11 protein-coding genes are annotated in these 16,558 nt (G+C 69.1%); 2 read left to right on the plus strand and 9 right to left on the minus strand.

Features of this window, described 5'->3' with window-relative positions:
* From lpdA to LR948_RS12585, 6 genes are all read right to left on the minus strand, one after another.
* Positions 1–1,748 (minus strand): dihydrolipoyl dehydrogenase (gene lpdA / locus LR948_RS12560; RefSeq protein ID WP_232754380.1); only part of this gene is annotated, 1,748 nt, incomplete at its 3' end.
* Between the two features lie 18 nt (positions 1,749–1,766).
* Positions 1,767–3,056, minus strand: coding sequence for a dihydrolipoyllysine-residue acetyltransferase (aceF, locus tag LR948_RS12565; protein WP_232754382.1), 1,290 nt, complete (start codon positions 3,054–3,056; stop codon positions 1,767–1,769).
* A 25-nt stretch (positions 3,057–3,081) separates the two neighbouring features.
* The gene (aceE, locus tag LR948_RS12570; RefSeq protein WP_232754385.1) at positions 3,082–5,736 is read right to left on the minus strand and encodes a pyruvate dehydrogenase (acetyl-transferring), homodimeric type; all 2,655 of its coding nucleotides are present in this window, start codon (positions 5,734–5,736) and stop codon (positions 3,082–3,084) included.
* A 460-nt stretch (positions 5,737–6,196) separates the two neighbouring features.
* Complete coding sequence (gene rmuC, locus LR948_RS12575) at positions 6,197–7,651, minus strand: DNA recombination protein RmuC (protein WP_232754387.1); 1,455 nt, start codon at positions 7,649–7,651, stop codon at positions 6,197–6,199.
* 57 nt (positions 7,652–7,708) lie between these two features.
* Complete coding sequence (gene mutL / locus LR948_RS12580; protein ID WP_232754388.1) at positions 7,709–9,583, minus strand: DNA mismatch repair endonuclease MutL; 1,875 nt, start codon at positions 9,581–9,583, stop codon at positions 7,709–7,711.
* A 110-nt stretch (positions 9,584–9,693) separates the two neighbouring features.
* Positions 9,694–10,662: a D-glycerate dehydrogenase gene (locus LR948_RS12585; RefSeq protein ID WP_232754390.1), complete on the minus strand. Its 969-nt coding sequence runs from the start codon at positions 10,660–10,662 to the stop codon at positions 9,694–9,696.
* 207 nt (positions 10,663–10,869) lie between these two features.
* On the opposite strand from LR948_RS12585, the gene LR948_RS12590 reads away from it, so the two are divergent.
* On the plus strand, positions 10,870–12,546 hold the full coding sequence (locus LR948_RS12590) for a formate--tetrahydrofolate ligase (RefSeq protein ID WP_232754391.1): 1,677 nt from the start codon (positions 10,870–10,872) through the stop codon (positions 12,544–12,546).
* Positions 12,547–12,638: 92 nt separating this feature from the next.
* The gene (folD, locus tag LR948_RS12595; RefSeq protein WP_232754392.1) at positions 12,639–13,541 is read left to right on the plus strand and encodes a bifunctional methylenetetrahydrofolate dehydrogenase/methenyltetrahydrofolate cyclohydrolase FolD; all 903 of its coding nucleotides are present in this window, start codon (positions 12,639–12,641) and stop codon (positions 13,539–13,541) included.
* Between the two features lie 275 nt (positions 13,542–13,816).
* On the opposite strand, the gene LR948_RS12600 is transcribed toward folD, so the two are convergent.
* The 3 genes from LR948_RS12600 to LR948_RS12610 all read right to left on the minus strand — a co-directional run bounded on the left by LR948_RS12600 (position 13,817) and on the right by LR948_RS12610 (position 16,541).
* A complete protein-coding gene (locus tag LR948_RS12600) occupies positions 13,817–14,275 on the minus strand; it encodes an N-acetyltransferase (RefSeq protein ID WP_232754393.1) in 459 nt (152 codons plus the stop codon).
* A 303-nt stretch (positions 14,276–14,578) separates the two neighbouring features.
* Positions 14,579–15,850 (minus strand): glycerate kinase, encoded by a 1,272-nt coding sequence (locus LR948_RS12605; RefSeq protein WP_232754395.1) that lies wholly within the window; start codon positions 15,848–15,850, stop codon positions 14,579–14,581.
* A gap of 4 nt (positions 15,851–15,854) precedes the next feature.
* Entirely contained in the window at positions 15,855–16,541 is a 687-nt protein-coding gene (locus tag LR948_RS12610) for a D-lyxose/D-mannose family sugar isomerase (protein WP_232754396.1), read from the minus strand.
* Positions 16,542–16,558 lie beyond the last annotated feature (17 nt).

Genomic DNA, 16,558 nt, shown 5'->3' on the forward strand with positions numbered 1-16,558 from the left:
CTTTTCTTGCGCTTCGGCGGGATCAGGTCGGTGATCGTCCCTTCGAACATCTCGGCCGCGAAGTTCACCGTCTCCGAAAGCGTCGGATGCGGGTGGATCGTATGGCCGAGGTCCACCGCGTCGGCGCCCATCTCGATGGCCAGCGCCACCTCCGAGATCAGGTCGCCGGCGTTGGTGCCGACGATGGCGCCGCCGATGACGCGGTCGTCCTCGGGGTCGAAGATCAGCTTGGTCAGACCTTCCGAGCGGCCGTTCGACAGGGCCCGGCCCGAGGCCGCCCAGGGGAAGACCCCCTTCTCGATCTTCAGCCCGCGCTCCTTGGCCTGGGCCTCGGTGACGCCGCACCAGGCGACCTCGGGGTCGGTATAGGCCACCGAGGGGATCACCCGGGCGTCGAAGGCGCGCTTCTCGCCCGAGGCCACTTCCGCGGCCACCTTGCCCTCGTGCACCGCCTTGTGCGCCAGCATCGGCTGGCCGACCACGTCGCCGATGGCGAAGATATGCGGCACATTGGTGCGCTGGAACTCGTCGACCTCGATGAAGCCGCGGTCGGTCACCGCGACGCCGGCCTTCTCGGCGGCGATCTTGCCGCCGTTGGGGCTGCGGCCGACCGAGACCAGCATCTTATCGAAGATCTCGGTCTGGGCCTCGCCCTTGGCGTCCTCCCAGGTGACCTTGAGGCCGTTCTTCTGGGCCTTCACCTCGGTGACCTTGGACTTGGTGTGAATGGTCATCCGACCTTCCATGCGCTTCTGCAGCGGCTTCACGATGTCCTTGTCGGCGCCGGGCAGGATCTGGTCCATCATCTCGATCACCGTCACATCGGCGCCGAGCGCGTCGTAGACCGTGGCCATCTCGAAGCCGATGATGCCGCCGCCGAGGACGCACATCTTCTTCGGGATCGGATCGAGCTCGAGCGCGCCGGTGGAATCGACCACCCGGTCGTCGTCATGCGGCACGAAGGGCAGTTCCACCGGCTGCGAGCCAGCGGCGATGATGCACTGGTCGAAGGTCACGACCTTTGTGCCGTCCTTGCCGGCGACCTCGATCGAATTGGCGCCAGTGAAGCTGCCGGTGCCCTCGACCACGGTGACCTTGCGCTGCTTGGCCATGCCCGCGAGCCCGCCGGTCAGCTTGCCGACGACGTCGTTCTTCCAGCCGCGCAGCTTCTCGGCGTCGACCTTGACCTTGCCGAAGGAGAGGCCGTGGTCCGACATCTCCTCGGTCTCGGTGATCACCTTGGAGGCATGCAGCAGCGCCTTCGAGGGGATGCAGCCCACGTTCAGGCAGACCCCGCCGAGCGAGGCGTAACGCTCGATCAGGATGACCTTCTTGCCGAGGTCGGCGGCCCGGAAGGCGGCGGTATAGCCGCCCGGGCCGGAGCCCAGGACCACCAGGTCGGCGTGGTGATCGCCCGAGCCCGAGGCCGTGCCGGCCGCCGCCTTGGGCGCCTCGGCGGCAGGAGCCTTGGGGGCCTCGGCGGGCTCGGAGGCGGCGCCGTCGGCATCGCCCGCGCCTTCCGCGGCCTCGAGGACCAGGATCACGTCACCCTGGGAGAGGCTGTCGCCTTCCTTGACCTTGATCTCGGTGATCTTGCCGGCGCCCGAGGAGGGCACCTCCATGGTCGCCTTGTCGCTCTCCAGCTCGATCAGCGGGTCTTCCTCGGCGACGGTGTCGCCGACGCTGACCAGGACCGAGACCACAGGCACGTCCTTGAAGTCGCCGATATCGGGAACCTTGATTTCCATGATGCTCGGACCTCTTCGTTACAGCATGATCCGGCGCGGATCGGCCAGAAGGTACTTCAGATGCGCGTTGAAGCGCGCGGCGAGCGCGCCGTCGATGGCGCGGTGGTCGTAGCTCAGCGACAGCGGCAGCATGTTGCGCGGCACGAACTGCTCACCGTCCCAGACCGGCGCCATCTTGGAGCGCGAGAGCCCCAGGATCGCCACCTCGGGCGCGTTCACGATGGGGGTGAAATGCGTCCCCCCGATGCCCCCGAGCGAGGAGATGGTGAAGGTCGCGCCCTGCATCTGGTCGCCCTTCAGCTTGCCCTCGCGGGCCGCGCCGGAGAGATCACCCAGCTCTTTGGAGATCTCCACGATGCCCTTGCGGTCGGCATCCTTCAGCACCGGCACCACCAGCCCGTTGGGCGTGTCCGCGGCGAAGCCGATGTTGTAGAAATGCTTGCGGATCAGCTTGTCGCCGTCGGGGTGGATCGAGGAGTTGAACTCCCAGTGCTTCTTCAGCGCGCCGACGCAGGCCTTGATGATGAAGGACAGGAGCGTGACGCGGTAGCCCTGCTCCTTGGCCTCGGTGTCGAGCTCCTTGCGATACTTGTCGAGCTCGGTGATATCCGCTTCCTCGTTGTTGGTGACATGCGGAATGTTCAGCCAGGAGCGGTGCAGCGCCGGGCCCGAGAGCTTCTTGATCCGGCTCATCTCGACGTCTTCCACGGGGCCGAACTTCGAGAAGTCGACCGCCGGGATCGGCGGGATGCCCATGCCGCCCTGAGCGGCGCCACCGGCAGCGGCGGGCGCGGCCTGGGACTTCAGCGCCTTCTCCACGTCCTCGCGCAGGATGCGGCCCTTGCGGCCGGTGCCGTTCACCGTCGAGAGGTCGATCTCGACCCGGCGGGCAAAGGCCCGAACCGAGGGCGAGGCATGGACCCGGCCGAAGCCCTTGTCGGTCACCGGCGCGGGCGCCGCGGCGGCGGGGGCCGAGCTCTGCTGGGGCGCGGCGGCCTTCGGGGCCTCGGGCTCGGCGGCCTGGGCGGGCGCGGATTTCTCCTCGCCGCCGCCGCTGTCGCCCGAGCCGCCGTCGGCGGCCTCGACGATCAGGATCACGTCGCCTTGGGAGACGTTGTCGCCTTCCGCGACCTTGATCTCCTTCACGGTGCCCGCGTGGCTCGAGGGCACTTCCATGGTGGCCTTGTCGCTCTCGAGCTCGATCAGGGGGTCTTCCTCGGCGATCGTGTCGCCCACGCTCACCAGAACCGAGATCACCGGCACATCCGAGAAATCGCCGATATCGGGAACTTTCACTTCGGTCGTCATGTCGTCTGTCTCCTCGTGTCCGCGATCAGCTCAGGCGCGGGTTCGGCTTGCCGCCGTCGATGTCGTATTTGTCGAGAGCCTTCTGCAGCTCCTTCTCGCTCACCGCGCCATCGCGGTAGAGTTCGGCCATGGCCGTCGCCGCGATGTGGTTGGCGTCGACCTCGAAGAAGCGGCGCAGGTTCTCGCGGCTGTCGGACCGGCCGAAGCCGTCGGTGCCGAGCACCGTGAAGCGGTTCGGCACGAAGGCCCGGATCTGTTCGGCGAAGTTCTTCATGTAGTCGGTCGCGGCGATGACCGGCCCCTTGGTGCCGTCCAGCAGCTGGGTGACATAGGGCACGCGCTCCTCGCCGAGCGGGTTGAGCCGGTTGTGGCGCACCGCGTCCTGGCCGTCGCGGGCCAGTTCGTTGAAGGAGGTCGCCGACCAGATATCCGAGCTCACGCCGAAGTCTTCCTTCAGCATCTCGGCCGCCCGGATCGCCTGCATCAGGATCGTGCCCGAGCCCATCAGGTTGACGTGCTTCTTGCCCGGCCGCGCGGTCTTCTGCATCCGGTAAAGACCCTTGATGATGCCTTCCTCGGCGCCCGTGGGCATCTCGGGGTGGGCGTAGTTCTCGTTCATCAAGGTGATGTAGAAGTAGACGTCCTCCTGGTCGGCATACATGCGCTTCAGGCCGTTCTGCACGATCACCGCCACTTCATAAGAGAAGGTCGGGTCGTAGCTGACGCAGTTCGGGATGGTGCCCGCCAGGATGTGGCTGTGGCCGTCCTCGTGCTGGAGCCCCTCGCCGTTCAGCGTGGTCCGCCCGGCGGTGCCGCCCAGAAGGAAGCCCCGCGCGCGGCTGTCGCCGGCGGCCCAGGCGAAATCGCCGATCCGCTGGAAGCCGAACATCGAGTAGAAGATGTAGAAGGGGATCATCGGCACGCCATGGGTCGAATAGGCGGTCGCCGCGGCGATCCAGTCGGCCATGGAGCCGGCCTCGTTGATGCCCTCCTGGAGCACCTGGCCGTCCTTGCTCTCCTTGTAATACATCATCTGGTCGGCGTCCTGGGGCGTGTAGTTCTGCCCCAGCGGGTTGTAGATGCCGACCGAGCGGAACAGCCCCTCCATGCCGAAGGTGCGGCTTTCGTCCGGCACGATCGGCACGAGATACTTGCCGATCTCCTTGTCTCGCAGCAGCGTCGTCAGGATCCGCACGAAGGCCATGGTCGAGGAGAACTCGCGGTCACCCGAGGACTGCAGCTCCTTCTTGAACTTGTCGAGCCCCGGCACCTCGAGCTTCGGCGCATCGGAATTGCGCTTGGGGAACTCGCCCCCCAGCTCTTTGCGGCGGTCGGCCAGGTAGCTCTTCTGGGCGTTGTTCAGCGTGACGAAGGGCACCTTCTCGAGGTCCTTGTCGTCGATCGGGATGCGGAAGCGGTCGCGCATCGCCTTGAGCTGGTCGATCTGCATCTTCTTCGACTGGTGGGCGGTGTTCATGCCCTCGCCGGCCGAGCCCATGCCGTAGCCCTTCACCGTCTTGACCAGGATGCAGGTCGGCTGCCCCTCGGTGTGGGTGGCGCGGTGATAGGCGTTGTAGACCTTCTTGATGTCGTGGCCGCCGCGGCGCAGCGCCCAGATCTCGTCGTCGGTCCAGTCCTTCACCAGCTCCGCGGTCTCGGGGTATTTGCCGAAGAAATGCTCGCGGATGTAGGCGCCGTCCTTCGACTTGAAGGTCTGGTAGTCGCCGTCGATGGTCTCGTCCATGAGCTGGCGCAGCTTGCCCGAGGTGTCGCGCTCCAGGAGTTCGTCCCAGCCGCGGCCCCAGAGCAGCTTGATCACCTGCCAGCCGGCGCCGCGAAAGTTGCCCTCGAGCTCCTGCACGATCTTGGAGTTGCCGCGCACCGGGCCGTCGAGCCGCTGCAGGTTGCAGTTGATCACGAAGATCAGGTTGTCGAGCCCCTCGCGCGCGGCGATGGAGATCGCGCCGAGGCTTTCGGGTTCGTCCATCTCGCCGTCGCCGAGGAAGGCCCAGACCTTGCGGTCGGCGGCGTCGATCAGCCCGCGGTTGTGCATGTATTTCATGAACCGCGCCTGGTAGACCGCCATCATCGGCCCGAGGCCCATGGAGACGGTCGGGAACTGCCAGTAATCCGGCATCAGCCAGGGGTGCGGATAAGACGACAGCCCGCCGCCATCGACCTCGGAGCGGAAGGACTTCAGGTCCTCTTCCGACAGCCGGCCTTCCATGAAGGAGCGCGCGTAGATGCCGGGGATCACGTGGCCCTGGAAGAACACCAGGTCGCCGCCGTGCATCGTCGATTTCGAGCGCCAGAAGTGGTTGAGCCCCACGTCATAGAGCGCCGCCGAAGAGGCGAAGGAGGCGATATGCCCGCCGATGCCGTCCTTTTCCTTGTTGGCGCGGACCACGGTCGCCATGGCGTTCCAGCGGTTGATGGTGCGGATGCGCCATTCCATCTCGCTGTCGCCCGGCAGGTCGATCTCGTCATCGGGCGAGATGGTGTTCTGATAGGGGGTGGTGGCCGAGAAAGGCAGGTTGGCGCCGGCCGCCCGGGCCTGCTGCACCGATTTGTCGAGCAGGAAATGCGCGCGGTTCGGGCCGTCGCGCAGGATCACGTCCTCGATCGCCTCCTGCCATTCCTTCGATTCGACGGGATCGATGTCGTTCGGCGTATCTCTCATGAGCCCTCTTCCCTAAATCGCGGCGCTGCGCGCCAGAATTTGTTTAGCGTTGAACTTAATCGCTCCCCGCGCGGCGTGCCAGAGACGGGGCAGAGCCCTGCCCCCGGCACCCAGCCGTTGGGCTAGCGTTAACAGGGTATGCTCCGGGCGCATAGGTGGGTGCTTGAATAACTGCCATGCGGGTGTCGCATGACAATTTGTTCAAGGGTGAACAAAATTTCACTCCCCTGATCGGTGCCAAGGCACGCCTCCCTCGCCGGTCCACCCGCCGCGCATCTGGCGGCGCGATCGGGTGGTCTTCGGTTGCGCGCGGATGCCGAAAGGCCCCGCCGCTCGTCTCAGGGTGAACGACTTAGGTGCCGTAAGGAAAGAGGAAATATCCTGCGTGTCCCGGGGCGGCGGATTGCCCGCAGGCCCGGGGCACGGGGGAGGCCCGCCGGGGACCTCCCGGGCGCCCGGATCAGTCCTCGCCGAGCTGCGCCAGTTCCCGCGCCGAAAGCGCGCGCGGCTCGACCTCGACCTGGCTCATCTGGGCGAAACGCTCGTTCGGCGGCACGACGCTCAGGCTTTCGAACTTGCGCGCCGAGGGCAGCACCCGCCCTTCGAGCGAGCCGACCGAGCGGTTGTAGGCTTCGACCGAGGAGCGCAGGCTGCGCCCGACCTTGTCGAGATGCTCCGCGAAGGTGCCCAGCCGGTCGTAGATCTCCTTGGCGACGCGCTGCACCTCGGCGGCGTTCTCGGCCATCTTCTCCTGCTGCCAGCCGTAGGCGATGGCCTTGATCAGCGCCATCAGCGTGGTCGGCGTGGCGATCAGCACGCGCTTCTCGAAGCCGAACTCCAGAAGACCCGGATCGGCCTCGCAGGCGGCCGAGACGAAGGTCTCGCCGGGGATGAACATCACGACGAAATCCGGCGTGCTGTCGAGCTGGTCCTGGTAGGCCTTGGAGGCGAGCCCCTTGATGTGCTCGCGCACCTGCCGGGCGTGGCGCTGAATGTGGGTCTCGCGCGCCTCTGGCGTCTCGGCCTCGAGCGCGTCGAGATAGGCGTCGAGCGGCGTCTTGGCGTCGACGATGATGCTCTTGCCGCCGGGGATGCGCACCTGGGCGTCGGGGCGGCGGCGGCCCTCGTCGGTCTCCATCGAGCTTTCCGACAGGAAGTCCACCTCTTCGGTCATGCCGGCCATCTCGAAGACCTGCCGCAGCTGCATCTCGCCCCAGCGGCCGCGGGTCTTGGGCGCGCGCAGCGCCTGCACCAGCTTGCGGGTCTCGGAGTTCAGCGTGGTCTGGCCCTGGGTGAGCTGTTCGACCTGGGTGCGGATCGCGCCGTAGGCCTCGTTCCGGGCCTTCTCGATCTCGCCCATGCGTTCGTCGAATTTCACCAGCCGGTCCTGCAGGGGCTTCACCAGGTTGCCGATCGCCTCCTGCCGGGTGGTCAGCTCCTTCTCGGCGCTTTCCTTGTGCTTCTCGAAGCGCTCGGTCACGAGGTTCAGGAACTTCTGCGAGTTGTTTTCGAGCACGTTGCCCGCCAGCGCCGAGAACTTGTCCTCGAGCTGTTTGCGGATGTCGCGCAGCTCGCTCAGCTTTTCCTCGTGGGCGCGGGTCAGGGCATCCATCTCGGCCTCGAGCCGGGCGCTGCGCTCCTGCGCGTCGTAGCGCGAGCGGCGCTCGTCCTGCAGCTCCTGCTCGAGCTGCGGCAGCCGCTCGGCGCGGGTGGTCGCAGCGGAGAGCTCGGCGCCCATCCGGGCCACCTCCTGCCGTTCGGCCTCGAGCGCGCGGCGCGCGCCCTCCAGCGCCTCTCCGCGCCGCGCAAACCGCAGGGCCAGCACCGGAAGCGCGACCAGCAGCACCGCCAGCACGGCGAGAAGCGGGACCAGGTAGGTCTCGGCCAGGGCAAGAAGATCAAAAGGCACACTCATGTCGCGGGCTTTCCAAAAAGGGTCGGACCGGTCGAGGGGGCAAAAGCCGGGCGCGCCTCAGCTCCGCCCGAACAGCTTCTCGATGTCGGCCAGTTTCAATTCGATATACGTGGGCCGTCCGTGGTTGCACTGGCCCGAATGCGGGGTCGCCTCCATCTCGCGCAGGAGGGCGTTCATCTCTTCACCGCGCATCCGGCGGCCCGAGCGGATCGAGCCGTGACAGGCGACGCGGCTCAGGATCGCCTCGATCTTCTCCTGCACCAGCCGCGCGCCGCCGCCTTCGGACAATTCGTCCAGCACGTCGCGGATCAGCGCCTCGGCGTTGACCTCGCCCAGAAGCGCCGGCGTCTCGCGCACGGCCACGGCGCTGCCGCCGAAAGGCTCGATGGTCAGCCCGAGGCGCGACAGCTCCTCGGCGGCCTCGAGCAGGAGCGCGCAGTCCCCGGCGGACAGCTCCACCACCTCGGGGATCAGGAGCGCCTGCGCCGCGACGCCGTTCTCGGCCATCTGGCGCTTCAGCCGCTCGTAGACCAGCCGCTCATGCGCGGCGTGCTGATCGACGATGACCATGCCGGTCTCGGTCTGGGCGATGATGTAATTCTCGTGCACCTGCCCGCGCGCGGCCCCGAGCGGCAGCGCCTCCACGGGTTCGGCCTCGGGCGCGGGGGGCTGCCCCGGCGCGGGCGCATCGGTGGGGCCCTCATACGGTGTCTCGACCCGGCCCGACCAGGCGTGCTGCATCTCGGCGAAGCCCGGCGCGGGGGCCTGGGCGGCCCGCGCGGAAGCCAGCGCCCGGGGGCCGGGGCGGTCCATCTGGTAGATGCGCGGCGGGCCCGAGGCCTCGGGCCGCATGGCGCCCAGCGCCGCCTCGGCCACGGTGGAGGACGCGCGATGGCCGGCCTCGGCCAGCGCGTGTTTCAGCCCCGAGACCACCAGCCCGCGCACGGTGCCGGGATCGCGGAAGCGCACCTCGCTTTTGGCCGGGTGCACGTTCACATCGACCTGCCGCGCGTCGCAGGAGATGAACAGCGCCACCGCCGGATGCCGGTCGCGGCTGAGGAAATCGGCATAGGCCCCGCGCAGCGCGCCCAGCAGCAGCCGGTCCTTCACCGGCCGGGTGTTGACGAAGAAATGCTGCGCCACCGCCGCGCCGCGCGAATAGGTCGGCAGCCCCGCGAGGCCGGTCATGCGGATGCCCTCGCGCTCGGCCTCGATGGGGATGGCGTTCTCGGTGAACTCGCGCCCCATGATCTGGGTGAGCCGCCCCGAGAGCGCCTCGAAGAGATCGCCCGAAACCGGATCGGCGCGGAAGGTCACCCGCCCCTCGCCGCCGCCCGAGACGTCGCGCAGGGTGAAGCCGATGCCCGGCTCCGCCATGGCCAGGCGGCGCAGGATCTCGCCCACCGCCTGGGCCTCGGCCCGGTCGGTGCGCATGAACTTCAGCCGCGCGGGCGTGGCGTAGAACAGGTCCCGCAGGGTGACGATGGTACCCCGGCGCAGCGCCGCGGGGCGCACCTGCTCCATCACCCCGCCCGAGACCGCGATCTCGGCGCCCTCGGCCCCTTCGGCGCGGCTCTGGATCGTCAGCCGGCCCACCGCGCCCAGCGAAGGCAGCGCCTCGCCGCGGAAGCCGAAGCTGCGGATGTTCAGAAGGTCCGAGCCGTCGATCTTCGAGGTGGCATGGCGCGACAGCGCCAGCGGCAGGTCCTCGGGCGTCATGCCGACCCCGTCGTCGCTGACCCGGATCAGGGTCTTGCCGCCATCGGCGATCTCGACCCCGATGCGGCGGGCGCCGGCGTCGATGGCGTTCTCGACCAGCTCCTTGACCGCCGAGGCCGGCCGTTCGACCACCTCGCCCGCCGCGATACGGTTGATCGCCGAATCGTCGAGCTGCCGGATCGTCGGGCGGATATTGGGGCTGTGAGAGGTCATAACGCCATATCTAGCATGGCTGCCTATGATTCTGAAACGGCGATTCCGGGGAACGGCGGCCCGGGCGGCGGCTCGGCGCCGGGGCGGGGCGGAGCGCCCCTGAAGCGCCCTCAGCCCACCGCGTTCGGCACCGCGCGGCCCGCGAAGAAGGCGTCGAGGTTGTCGAGCACCATGTGCCCCATGGCCTCGCGCGTCTCGGCGGTGGCCGAGCCCATATGCGGCAGGAGCACCACGTTTTCCAGCGCCCGCAGCGCCTCGGGCACATGCGGCTCCTCGGCGTAGACGTCCAGCCCCGCGCCGCGGATCGCGCCCGATTGCAGCGCGCGGATCAGCGCCGGCTCGTCGATCACATCGCCCCGCGCGGTGTTCACCAGGACGCCCTCGGGGCCCAGCGCCGCCAGCGCCTCGGCGCCGATCATGCCGGTGTTGTCGCCACCGCCGGGCATATGCAGCGAGACCACGTCGGCCTCGGCGCAGACCGCCTCGATCGAGCCGCGCCGTTCGGCCTCGAGGCCCGCCAGCCGCTCGGGCGCGACCTCGGAGCGGTTGTAGTAGATCACCTTCATGCCGAAGCCGTGCTGCGCCCGCCGCGCCGTGGCGATGCCGATCCGGCCCATGCCGAGGATGCCCAGCGTCTTGCCGCTGAGCTTGCTGCCGATGAGCTGCGTGGGCTTCCAGCCGTCCCAGCCACCCGCGCGCACCAGCCGCTCGCCCTCGGCGGTGCGGCGCATCGCCATGAGCATGAGCGTCAGCGCGATGTCGGCGGTGCAATCGGTCAGCACGCCGGGAGTGTTGGTCACCGTGATCCCCGCCGCCCGCGCGGCCGCCACGTCGATGTGGTTGAAGCCCACCCCGAAGTTGCCGATCACTCGCGTCCGGGGATCGCCGGCGAAGAGATCGGCCGAGAGGCTGTCGGTCACCGTCGGGCAGACCGCGTCGTAGCTCTGCAGCGCCTCGGCCAGCTCCGCGGGCGAGAGCACCGCATCCTCGGTGTTCAGCCGCGCGTCGTAGTCGCGCGCCGCCCGCGCCTCGCAGGCCTCGGGCCACTTCCGGGTGATGAGAATTCTGTGCTTCGCCATGCGGCTCTCTCCTGCCTTTTCCCGAGACCTACCGCCCCGGTCCCGGTCGGCACCACCCCTTTCCGCGCCCGCTGCCGCGAAAAGGAAACCCGTGGTCGCTTCCAGACGCATGGGCGCGGCGGAAAACGGATTGTTCGGAGGTGGCGTCTGCGGCACCCAGGTCCCGCAGCGCGAGACAGAAGGCCCGGCGGGCGCTACGAGGGACAGATGGCACATAAATCCGATATCGAGATCGCCCGTGCGGCGACGAAGAAGCCGATCCAGGAGATCGGCGACCGCCTCGGCATTCCCGGCGCGGCGCTTTTGCCCTACGGCCACGACAAGGCCAAGGTCGGGCAGTCCTTCATCGACGGGCTGGCCGACCGGCCCGACGGCAAGCTGATCCTGGTCACCGCGATCAACCCCACGCCCGCGGGCGAGGGCAAGACCACTACCACGGTGGGCCTCGGCGACGGGCTCAACGCCATCGGCAAGAAGGCCGCGATCTGCATCCGCGAGGCGAGCCTCGGGCCGAACTTCGGGATGAAGGGCGGCGCCGCGGGCGGCGGCTATGCCCAGGTCGTCCCGATGGAGGACATGAACCTGCATTTCACCGGTGATTTCCACGCCATCACCAGCGCCCACAACCTGCTGTCGGCGATGATCGACAACCACATCTACTGGGGCAATGCGCTCGAGATCGACCTGCGCCGCGTGGTCTGGAAGCGGGTCATCGACATGAACGACCGGGCGCTGCGCCAGATCACCGCCTCGCTCGGCGGAGTGGCCAACGGCTTCCCGCGGGAGGCCGGGTTCGACATCACCGTGGCCTCCGAGGTCATGGCGATCCTCTGCCTGGCGCGCGACCTCAAGGACCTCGAGGCGCGGCTCGGCGCGATGATCGTGGCCTACCGCCGCGACCGCAGCCCGGTCTACTGCCGCGACATCGGCGCCGAAGGGGCGATGACGGTGCTTCTCAAGGACGCCATGCAGCCGAACCTGGTGCAGACGCTCGAGAACAACCCCGCCTTCGTGCACGGCGGACCCTTCGCCAATATCGCCCATGGCTGCAACTCGGTGATCGCCACCCAGACCGCGCTGAAGCTGGCCGACTACGTGGTGACCGAAGCGGGCTTCGGCGCCGATCTCGGTGCTGAGAAGTTCATGGACATCAAGTGCCGCAAGGCCGGGCTGCACCCCGACGCGGTGGTGATCGTCGCGACCGTGCGGGCGATGAAGATGAACGGCGGCGTGGCCAAGGCCGACCTCGGCTCCGAGAACGTCCAGGCAGTCAAGGACGGCTGCGCCAACCTCGGGCGGCACATCGAGAACATGAAGAAGTTCGGCGTGCCCGCGGTGGTCGGCATCAACCATTTCGTCACCGACACCGACGCCGAGGTTGAGGCGATCCGCGACTTCTGCGCGACGCTGGGCGTCGAGGCGATCCTCAACACCCATTGGGCCGACGGCGGCAAGGGCATCGAGGAGACCGCGCGCAAGGTGGTCGAGCTCTGCGACAGCGGCGCGGCGAACTACGCGCCGCTCTACGCCGACAGCCTGGGCCTCGCGCAGAAGGTCGAGACCGTCGCCCGCGAGATCTACCGCGCCGACGGCGTGGTGATGGACAGCAAGATCCGCGCCCAGCTCGCCGACTGGGAAGAGCAGGGCTACGGCGACCTGCCGGTCTGCATGGCCAAGACGCAGTATTCCTTCTCGACCGATCCGGGCCTGCGCGGCGCGCCCACCGGCTTCACCATCCCGGTGCGCGAGGTGCGGCTTTCGGCCGGGGCGGGCTTCGTCGTGGTGGTCTGCGGCGAGATCATGACCATGCCCGGCCTGCCCTCGGCCCCCGCGGCGCAGTCGATCCGGCTGAACGAGGCGGGCGAGATCGAGGGCCTCTTCTAGGCCGCCCCCGGGGTCCGCGGCGGGCCGGGTGCGGCTTGCGCTTGCCCGCCCCGGGCCTCATACGCGCGCCAAACGACTTGGAAAGGACGAGGATGACCGCCACACGCATCGACGGAAAGGCCTTCGCCGCGACCATCCGCGACAGGGTCGCCCAGCATGTCACCCGCCTCAAAGAGGATCACGGCATCACGCCGGGGCTGGCCGTGGTGCTGGTCGGCGAGGATCCCGCCAGCCAGGTCTACGTCCGCAACAAGGGCAAGCAGACCCACGAGGCGGGCATGCAGAGCTTCGAGCACCGCCTGCCCGACGACACGCCCGAGGCCGACCTCCTGGCGCTGGTCGAGACGCTGAACGGCGACCCGGCGGTGCATGGCATCCTGGTGCAGCTGCCGCTGCCCGGGCACATCGACGCCGAGAAAGTGATCAACACCATCGACCCGGCCAAGGATGTCGACGGCTTCCACATCCTGAACGTCGGGCTCCTGGGCACCGGGCAGAAAAGCATGGTGCCCTGCACGCCGCTGGGCTGCCTGATGATGCTGCGCGAGCATCACGGGACGCTCTCGGGGCTCGAGGCGGTGGTGATCGGCCGGTCGAATATCGTCGGCAAGCCGATGGCGCAGCTCCTCCTGGGCGAAAGCTGCACGGTGACGGTGGCGCATTCGCGCACCAGGGACCTGGCCGAGACGGTGCGCCGCGCCGACATCGTTATCGCCGCCGTGGGCCGCCCCGAGATGGTGCCCGGGGACTGGATCAAGCCCGGCGCCACGGTGATCGACGTGGGCATCAACCGGGTGCCCGCGCCGGAAAAGGGCGAGGGCAAGACCCGGCTCGTGGGCGACTGCGACTTCGAAAGCTGCGCCGAGGTCGCGGGCGCGATCACCCCGGTGCCGGGCGGCGTCGGCCCGATGACCATCGCGTGCTTGCTGGCCAATACCGTGACCGCCTGCTGCCGCGCGCAGGGCATCGCGGAGCCTGAGGGGCTGACGGTCTGAAGGGGGTGCCCTGAGGCTTCGGAGAGTGGGGCGCGGGCGATGAGCGGCGCGCCCTGTCCAAGACCCAGCGCCCCGTCGGGCGCTTGGCGGTAAGCGGTACGCTCTGAGCGGCCCGGCCGGGTGCCGGGCACCTTGCACCAAGCGGCGGACTCTCAGGCAGGTCCGGCCTGGTGCCGGGCGTTCGCCTTATGCGCGGCGCGGGGCCTGCGCCTCAGACAAGCTCTCGACAGATCTGCCACAAGCAAGAGCGCCGCCCTTGTCGCAGCGCCGCCGCCCTACCCCAGGTCCACCATCATCGTCGCCATGCCGCCGCGCTCGGACAGCCGCTCGAAACCCGCGCCCTCGTAGGCGCGCAGCGCGGGCAGGTTGTCGGTCTCGCATTTCAGCGTCACCGTGAGCGCCTCGAGGCTGCGGGCCGCCTCGATCACCAGCCCGGCCATCTCGGCCCCGGCGCCGCCGCGCGCCTCGGGGGCGACGAAGACATAGGTGAGGTGCCGCACCTCCGGCCCGACGCCCACGCGCAGGGCGAAAAACCCCACGTCGCGGCCCGCGCTGTCGGTCAGGTAGAAGGAGGCGTCGTCCGGCTCGTTCAGCCATTTCTCCTGCCATTCCAGCGGGTCGAGCGGAAACTTGGCGTTGGGGTTCACCAGCGCCATCTCCTCGGGGCTGGTGATCATCTCGCCCAGGGTCACCACCTCGAAGGGGGCGTTCTTGCGCAGGCTCAGGTCGGGCATGTCGCCTCCTTTCGAGGGCCGGATCGGCGTGCTTTTGCGGCGCGGGCGCACCGGCCGAGCGGTCTTGCGGGCGTCCCGCGCCGGGCCTCAGGCCCGGGAACGCGCGGGACGGGGAGGCCTCTACCGCAAGCGGCGCGGTTGCGCCAGCAGAGCGGTGCGAGGGCGTGAGAGCAGAGTTTTCTGAGAAGGTGACGCGGGTCTGTACGGCTCGACATGCTCAAGCCGTGTGGCCAGGCTTCTTGGGACGGGCGTGATAACAACGATCGAAGGCCGCCCGCCACGCCCCTCGCCTAGCCCCCAAGCTTACCCCTCCGGCAGGATCAACACCGCCCGGAAGTCGTTCACATTGGTCAGCGTCGGGCCGGTCACCACCTGATCGCCCAGCGCCTCAAAGAAGCCATGCGCGTCGTTCCGCGCCAGCGCGGCTTCGGGGTCGACGCCCGCCGCCCGCGCCCGGGCCAGCGTCTCGGGGCCCGCGTAGGCGCCCGCCACTTCCGCCGCGCCGTCGACCCCGTCGGTGTCGCAGGCCAGGACGTGGATGCCCGGCGCCCCGTCCAGCGCCAGCGCCGCGGCCAGGGTGAACTCGGCGTTCGGACCGCCCACGCCGTCGCCGCGCCGGGTCACGGTGCATTCCCCGCCCGAGAGAAGCAGGATCGGCCGGGCATTGGCCGTAGCCTCTGCGCGCAGCTCCAGCGCCTTGCGCGCCTGTTCCGCCGCCAGCTCCCGCGCCTCGCCTTCGAGCGCGTCGCCCAGAAGTCGCACCTCGAGCCCCTGCGCCTCGGCGGCCTCGGCGGCGGCCTCCAGGGACTGCGAGGGCGCGGCGACGATCCGGGTCTCGGCCCCCGCGAGCCGCGGATCGCCGGGCGCCACCACGCCCGAGCGGCCGGCCAGCACGCGCCGCGCCGCCTCGGGCAGCTCGACGCCGTAGCGTTCCAGGATCGCGCGCGCCTCGGCGGCGGTGCTGGTCTCGCCCACCGTCGGCCCCGAGGCGATCTCGGCGGGGTTGTCGCCCGGCACGTCCGAGATCATCAGCGACAGGAGCCGCGCGGGATGGCAGGCGGCGGCGAGCTGGCCACCCTTCACCCGGCTGAGGTGCTTGCGCACCACGTTCATCGCGCCGATCGGCGCGCCCGAGGCCAGAAGCGCGGCGTTGACCGCCTGCTTGTCCTCCAGCGTCATCCCCTCGGCGGGCGCGCAAAGCAGCGAAGAGCCGCCGCCCGAGATCAGCGCGATGACCCGGTCCTCGGGCCCGAGGCCGCCCACCAGCGCCAGCATCCGCCGGGTGGCCGCGACGCCCGCGGCGTCGGGCACCGGATGCGCCGCCTCGACGATCTCGATGCCCTCGGTGGGCCGGGCGTAGCCGTAGCGGGTGATCACCAGCCCCTCGCAGGGGCCGAGCGCCGCCTCCACGGCTTCGGCCATGCGCGCGCTGGCCTTGCCGGCCCCGATCACGACGAGGCGGCCCGCCCCGCGCTCGGGCAGATGCGCGGGCAGGACCCGCGTCGGGTCCGCCACCTCGACCGCGCGGCGGAACAGGCCGGTCAGGAAGGCGCGCGGATCACCGGGGCCCGCCATGGGCTCAGGACAGCCAGCGGGCGTAGTCGCTGACCAGGAGGTGCAGCGGGTCGCAGTCTTCCTCGATCTCGGCGAAACGGCCGATCTTCTCGCGGAAGATGTTGTCGGTCTCGTCGTCGTTCACGGTGGAGACCTCGCCCACCAGCACGTCGCCGCCCTCGCCCCAGAAGGCGTGCCAGTCGCCGGGCATGAGCGTCACGCTCTCGCCCGGGGCCAGGCGCAGCTTCTCGCCGGGGGCGTAGTCCCGCGCGATGCCGTCGCACATCACCCGGCCGCCACGGTCCTCGGCAAAGCCGCCCTGGTCGTCCGAGCCGTAAAGCTCGATCACCAGGGTGTCGCCGCCGCGGTTGATGATGTCTTCGGCCTTGATCGCATGGGTGTGCATCGGGCTGAGCTGGTCCTGCCGGGTGATCAGCAGCTTCTCGGCGTAACACATGCCGCGCCCTGTCGTGAGGTCCGAGAGCCGCCCGTTGCGCAGGGTGAAAAGGAAAAGCCCCATCTCCTCGAAGCGGCCCTTGCCGTAGTCGGTGATGTCCCAGCCGCAGCGCGCGTCGATGACATGGCGCGCGTCCTCCGCCCGGTCGCGGAACTGGCCCGGCGTCCAATAGGCAAAGGGCGGCAGGGCAAAGCCGTAATGGCGGATCATCGCGTCTGCCGATTGCAGGATGTCGTTGACCTCGGATCGTTTCATGCGGCTCTCCTGCTTGG

It is taken from the genome of Roseivivax sp. GX 12232 (genome assembly GCF_021272185.1).
GTDB lineage: Bacteria > Pseudomonadota > Alphaproteobacteria > Rhodobacterales > Rhodobacteraceae > Roseivivax.